We start from the raw sequence: 7479 nt of genomic DNA on the forward strand, positions 1-7479 counted from the left end.
TTATTAATATTTTTGGAACTCTATTTATAATTTTTGTAGTATTACTTTTAGCCAATTTATTAGGTATAGAATATTCAAGATATCAATATATATTTGCTGCAATTATTTTAAGTATTCCTGCAAGTGAAATAGTTGTTAATGCGATAAATTATTTTACTTCTAAAAATGTTCCTATGAGGCATGTTCCTAAGATAGATTTAAAAAATGGTATAAGTAAGGATGAAAAAAGCACAGTTATAGTTCCAACTATTATAAATTCTATAGCTAGTGGGAAAAAGCTTATAGAAAAGCTAGAAGTAATGTATCTTGCAAATAAAGAGGAGAATATATTTTTTGCTATTTTAGCAGATTTTCCAGATAGTGATAAAGAGGTTGAGGAAAATGATGAGATAATAAATAATTACATATTAAAAGAAATGGATAAATTAAATAAAAAGTATTGTTTAGATAATAAAAATAAGTTCTTTTTCTTTAATAGAAAGAGGATTTATAATTCTCATGAAGGTGTGTTTATGGGGCGTGAAAGAAAAAGAGGAAAGATAATGGAGTTTATTGCTCTATTAAAAGGAGAAGATAAACATACCTTTAATGTTATAAGCAGTTCAATAGAAGAACTTAAGGATTCAAAATACATAATAACATTAGATACGGACACCTTTATGACAAGAGGAGTTGTGAAGAAATTAATAGGGGCAATGGTTCATCCTTTAAATAAGGCTATATATGAAGAAGGAGTTATAAAAAGAGGTTATTCTATAATGCAACCTAAGGTTTCTATATCCTTAGAAAGTAAAAATAAAAGTGAATTCTCTAAAATTTTTGGTGGGGATTCTGGTGTAGATGGATATTCAACATCTTATTCAGATACATATCAAGATTTATTTGCTGAAGGTTCATTTACTGGTAAGGGGATAATTGATATAGATGTATTTTATGATATTTTAAAAAATGAGATACCTGAAAATAGAGTATTAAGTCATGATTTATTAGAAGGATGTTATACAAGATGTGCATTAGTTACAGATTGTGAGTTTATTGATAATTATCCATCAACTTATATAGCAAGTACAAAAAGGCTTCATAGATGGATTAGAGGTGATTGGCAGTTACTACCTTGGCTATTTTCATCTGATTTATCTATGTTATCTAAGTGGAAAATATTTGACAATTTAAGAAGAAGTCTGTTAGCACCATCAATTGTTATAGGGCTTGGTGTTTCTTTATTTTCATTAAAAAGAGGTATTGAGATAACTATAATTTTATCTTTAGCATTAATGATGCCCATATTATTTACTGTTACAGATTTTGTAATAACACCAAAAAATAAATTGATTGGAACTATGAAAACTTTAAGACAATTAATTCTTATAATTAGTTTTATACCATATCAAACTTATATTGTTATAGGAGCTATTTTAAAAGCAATTTTTAGATTATTTATTTCTAAAAATCATTTATTAGAATGGCAGACAGCTGAAGATGCTGAAAAATCAGTAAAAGATACGATTGGATATTACTATGAAAAGATGTGGTTTTCAGTCATATGTGGAGTATTATTTATAATTATTAGTTTTAATTCATCGTTTATACTTGGAGTGATCATAAGTATATTATCTATTGTTTGGATACTTTCACCATTATTAGCTTATGGGATTAGTAAAACTCATGAGGAAGAAAAGATTAATTTAGATGAAGAGGATAGAAGTTATTTAAGATGTATAAGCAGAAGGATTTGGGCTTATTATGAGGACTTTGTAAATAGTAAAAATAATTATTTAGCTCCAGATAATTATCAAGAAAAACCATATAAAGGAGTTGCACATAGGACATCTCCAACAAATATAGGAATGGGGCTTATATCTAATATAGTTGCATATGACTTAGGATACATAACTTTTTTGGAAGTTATAAATAGAATAGAAAAAATATTAGAAAGCATGAATAAGCTTGAAAAATATAAGGGGCATTTTCTAAATTGGTATGATACAAAAACAGCAGAGCCTCTATCACCTAGATATGTTTCAACAGTAGATAGTGGAAATTTATTAAGTTATTTATGGGTAGTAAAAGAAACACTAAAAAAATATAAGGGTAATCTATTAGTAAGAAAAGAAGAAATTATTGCTTTAGAAGATATTTATAAAATTTTAGAACTTGATACTAATCTTGATTTAGATAAGTTAAATAAAGAAGATATAAATTCATATATATCAATTTTGGAAAATGAATTAAATAAAATAGAAGAAATAAAAGAAAAAAATAAAGATGATGACGAGTTTAGCTATTGGATAGAAAAATTAGAAAATGAGATTAATACAAAAATAAATGATGCTACTTACCTTAAAAACTTAGATAGAAATTTTGTAGAATTAGAAGATATTAAAAATAGGATAGAAAAGATCATTACAAACATAGAAAATATGATGGAGAAAATGGATTTTTCTATATTATTTAATGAAAAGAGAGGCTTATTTTCTATAGGATATAATCTAGAAGAAAATTCATTAGGAAATTCTTATTATGATTTATTAGCATCAGAATCAAGGACTACATCATTTTTAGCAATAGCTAGAAATGAGGTTGATACTAGTCATTGGTTTAAGTTAGGAAGAGCAATGACTAATGCATTTAGAAGAAAGAGCTTAGCTTCATGGAGTGGAACTATGTTTGAGTATTTTATGCCTAACTTATTGATGAAAAATTATAGTGGAACTTTGCTAGATTTAACTTATAAATCTGTTATAAAAAATCAAATAACTTTTGGTAGAAAGAAAAAGATTCCGTGGGGTATATCTGAATCAGCATATTATCAATTTGATATAGGAGAAAATTATCAATATAAAGCTTTTGGAGTTCCAGGGGTAGGCTTAAAGAGAGGGCTTGAAGACGAAATTGTAGTATCGCCATATTCAACATTAATGGTCTTGCCTTTAGCAAAAGATAAGGGAATAGAAAATTTAAGATTATTAGAAAGTGAAGGTGCTTTAGGAAGATATGGTTTTATAGAAGCTATAGATTTTACACCAAACAGAATAAATAAGAGTTTAAGTGAAGACTTTGTATTAGATGATGAAGACACATCAGAAGAATTAGTAGAAGATAATAGTAAAGATAATTTATATGAGAAAAAATATATAAAAGAAAAGATGTATAAAGTAAGAGCTGGTGGAAAACAAGTTAGATGTTATATGGTGCATCATCTAGGAATGTCATTTTTAGCACTTGATAATGTATTAAATGATAATATACTTCAAAAAAGATTTCATGATATACCAGAAGTAAAGGCTACAGAGATCTTGCTTAAAGAAAAAGTTCCAAAGTATATAACTTTTGAGAGAGATATTGAAATTGAAAGTGAAAGAAAAAGCTTTGAAATAGAAGAATTTGAAAAGAGAGTATTTCATGGGGCATTACAAGATAATCAAGAAGTTTTATTATTATCAAATGGGACATTTTCAAGTATGTTAACTTTAGGTGGTAGTGGCTATTCAAAAAGAGGTGAAGAGCTTCTTTATAGATGGAAGGGCGATAGTACAGTAGATAATAGTGGGCTATTTTTTTATATAAAGAATTTAAGTTCTAATGAGTATTGGAGCACTACTTATGAGCCATGTAAAAGTGAAGGTGAAGATTATACTATAGAGTTTTCGGTAGATAAGGGTAAATTTAGCAAAAAATATGATGGTATAGAAACTAAGATGGAAGTTGTGGTATCACCAGAGGACAATATAGATATTAGAAAGATAACACTAAAAAATATTAGTGATAAGGAAGCAGTTTTAGAAATAACAAGCTATATGGAGATAACATTAGCTAGCTTTGAATCAGATTCAGCTCACCCAAGCTTTTCTAATTTATTTATAGAAACAGAATATGATGATGAAACTTCTACATTACTTGGAAAGAGAAGATCTAGAACGCCAGGTGGAAAAGTGCCTTTCATATTCCACAAGTCTATAACTTTAAGCGATTTAGAAAATAGTTTAAGTTATGAAACATCAAGGGTTAATTTTATAGGTAGAAATAGAAATTTGCAGTATCCAAAAGCATTAGAGAATGATGGATTATTAGAAAATACTTGTGGTATAGTTTTAGATCCTATAATGAGCATAAGAAATAGGATAAGTCTAGAGCAAAATGAAGAAAAGGTTATTTATTTTATAACAGGTATAGCAGATAGTAAGGAAGAATCTATAAAAATAGCTAATGATTATAGCAATATAAATAAGTTAGAAGCATCATTTGATATGTATAATAAATCAATGCAAATTCAACTTAGAAATCTTGGGATTAAATCTAAGCAGGCAAATATATATCAAAGTTTAGCTTCATATATATTATTCTTAAATGATGGAAGACAAAATAGAGAAGAATATATAAAAAATATAAGTAAACACCAAAAAGATTTGTGGGCTTATGGGATTTCAGGTGATTTAAAGATAATTATGTTAGTTGTAAATGATGAAAAGGATATAGATATAATAAGATCTACAATAAAGATGCATAATTACTTCATAAGCAAAGGCCTTAAAGTGGATTTAGTAATATATAATGAGGAAGAATTAAGCTATAAGCAGCCACTTCAAGAAGATATATTTAAATTAGTAAATGCATTAAGTGATAGTGATAATTTAAATAAATCTGGTGGAATATTTGTTCATAATAAATCTACGATGAATGAAGAGATAAGAGACTTTTTAATTGGAATTTCAGCGTTATATATAGATAGTAAAAATGGTAGTATATTAAATCAAATAGAAGAATTAAATACAGAAAATGAGATTATAAAAAGACATAAAAAAGTATTAGAAAATTTAAATACAAATCATAAATTACTTAAAGAAGATGATTATGAAACTGATGATGAAATAGAAAAAATAAAAGAAAATTTAGATTTCTTTAATGGTTATGGTGGTTTTGATAAAAAGGATGGAAGTTATGTAATAATGCTTAAAGATTACAATAACACACCATCTCCATGGATAAATGTAATTTCAAATGAAGACTTTGGTTTTCATATATCAGAAACAGGCTCATCACATACTTGGTGTGGAAATAGTAGAGAAAATAAAATAACACCTTGGAGTAATGATTGGATTCAAGATCCTTTAGGAGAAGCTATATATATAAGAGATAATTTAAATAAAAATTGTTTCTCAATAACACCTAAGCCAATAAGAGATAAAGGGCTTTATATAATTCGTCATGGGTTTGGATATTCAAGCTTTAAGCATACTTCTTCTGGAATTAAAAGTAGTATGACTGTATTTTGTCCAAGAGGAGAAAAAGTAAAGATTCAAAAGATTGTACTTGAAAATATATCAGAAGAAGAAAAAGATATATCAGTATTTTATTATGCGCAGTTAGTTTTAGGAGTTTTAAATTATCAAACAGCTAGATATATAAGCACATATAATAAGGGTTCATATATATATGGTCAAAATCCTTATTCTGAGTATTTTGGAAAGCTTAAAGCTTATTCAACTATATTAGGTGGAGAAACTTTAAACTTTACATGTGATAGAAGAGAATTTATTGGAAGTTTAGGAAGTATTGAAAATCCTATAGGTTTAAACTATGAAAAATTACAAGAAAGCTTTGGAAGTATTTTAGATCCATGTTTAGTTACACAATGTAATATAAAATTAAAAAAAGGTGAAACTAAAGAACTTATTGTGCTTTTAGGAGAAGATGAAAGAGAAGATAATATAGAAAAAATAATAAGAAAATACAGCTGTATAAAAAATGCAGATGATGAATTAGATAAGGTTAAAGATTACTGGAGAGATTTCTTAGGAACTATAAAAATAAAAACTAAAGATAAGCAAATGGATTATTTATTAAATGGATGGCTGCTTTATCAAAATTATAGTTGCAGATATTTAGCAAGAACTGCATTTTATCAATCAGGAGGAGCATATGGATTTAGAGATCAACTTCAAGATTCAATGTCTATAGGATTAATAAATCCTAATATAACAAAGGATCAAATATTAAGAAGTGCATCAAGGCAATATCTTGAAGGGGATGTACAGCATTGGTGGCACCCTATAATAAATAGTGGAATAAGAACAAGATTTTCAGATGATTTATTGTGGTTACCTTTTGTTGTAGCTGAATATATAAGCTTTACTGGAGATTATGATATATTAAATGAAAAATCTCCTTATTTAGAAGATGAGCCATTAAAAGAAGGAGAAGATGAAAGATATACTATAGTAAATCAATCAAATAAAGATGGTACTATATATGAGCATTGTATAAAAGCTATTGAAAGAGGTTTAAGTTTTGGAGAGCATGGAATTCCGTTAATGGGTAGTGGTGATTGGAATGATGGAATGAGTACAGTAGGTAATAAAGGAAAAGGAGAAAGTGTATGGCTTGGATGGTTCCTTTATAAAATATTAGATAGCTTTGAAGAGATATGTGCTTATATGAATGATGATGAAAGAAAAGATAGATATCTTAGAACCAAAGAATATATTAAAGAGAATATCGAAAAGAATGCTTGGGATGGTGAGTGGTATAAAAGAGCATATTTTGATAATGGAATGCCACTAGGTTCTAAGGAAAATGGAGAATGTAAAATAGATTCATTAGCTCAAAGTTGGTCAGTAATATCACAAGGTGGAAATCTAGAGAAAAGCAAAAAGGCTATGGAATCTGTAGAGAAAAATTTAATTGATGAAAATTTAGGATTAATAAAGCTTTTATCACCACCTTTTGCAGATTCAAAAGAAGAACCTGGTTATATAAAAGGTTATGTTGCAGGTGTTAGAGAAAATGGTGGCCAATATACTCATGCAGCTACTTGGGTGATCCTAGCATTTACAAAGCTTGGCATGGGAGATAAGGCAGTTAAGTATTTTGATATGATAAATCCAATAAATCATACAACTACAGAAGAAAAATGTAAAAGATATAAATTAGAACCATACGTTATGGCAGCAGATGTTTATATAAGAGAGCCTCATGATGGTAGAGGAGGTTGGAGTTGGTATACTGGAACTGCTGGGTGGATGTATAAGGTAGGTATTGAAAATATATTAGGTCTTAAAATGTATAAGGGTAAAGGTTACAAAATAAAACCTTGTGTTCCTAAATCATGGGATGAATTTGAGGTAAATATAAATAATGAAAAAGAAAATTATAATATAAAAATTATAAAATCAAATCAAGATAAGATAATTATAAATGGAAAGCAAATAAATAGTGATATAATACCTAAGAATTTAGGAAAAACAAATATAGAAGTTTATTATAAATAATTATTTAGTAGTCTCTTAAAATAGAGGCTACTTTTTTTATAATTAAAATCCATATAAAATAATTTGTTAAAAAAATATCTAAATTGACATATAAATTTTAAAGTGCAATAATAAATAGTATAAGTAAACATTTACAAAAATAATATATAGAGGAAGCAATTATGGATTTTAGTGAAATTTTATTGGACAACCCAGTGATAGCAGCAGTTAA

General features: G+C 27.3%; 1 protein-coding gene. It reads left to right on the forward strand.

The window, feature by feature from the left end; genetic code table 11:
- Positions 1-173: 173 nt before the first annotated feature.
- Positions 174-7268: a GH36-type glycosyl hydrolase domain-containing protein gene (locus SPJ33_RS03520; RefSeq protein ID WP_321116596.1), complete on the forward strand. Its 7095-nt coding sequence runs from the start codon at positions 174-176 to the stop codon at positions 7266-7268.
- Positions 7269-7479: the final 211 nt, after the last annotated feature.

Source organism: Clostridium sp. (assembly GCF_034179595.1).
In the GTDB taxonomy this organism is placed as follows: domain Bacteria; phylum Bacillota; class Clostridia; order Clostridiales; family Clostridiaceae; genus Clostridium.

Coding starts and splice junctions, on each gene's coding strand:
- SPJ33_RS03520 (WP_321116596.1), top strand. CDS start 174: ATGAGGCATGTTCCTAAGATAGATTTAAAAAATGGTATAAGTAAGGAT.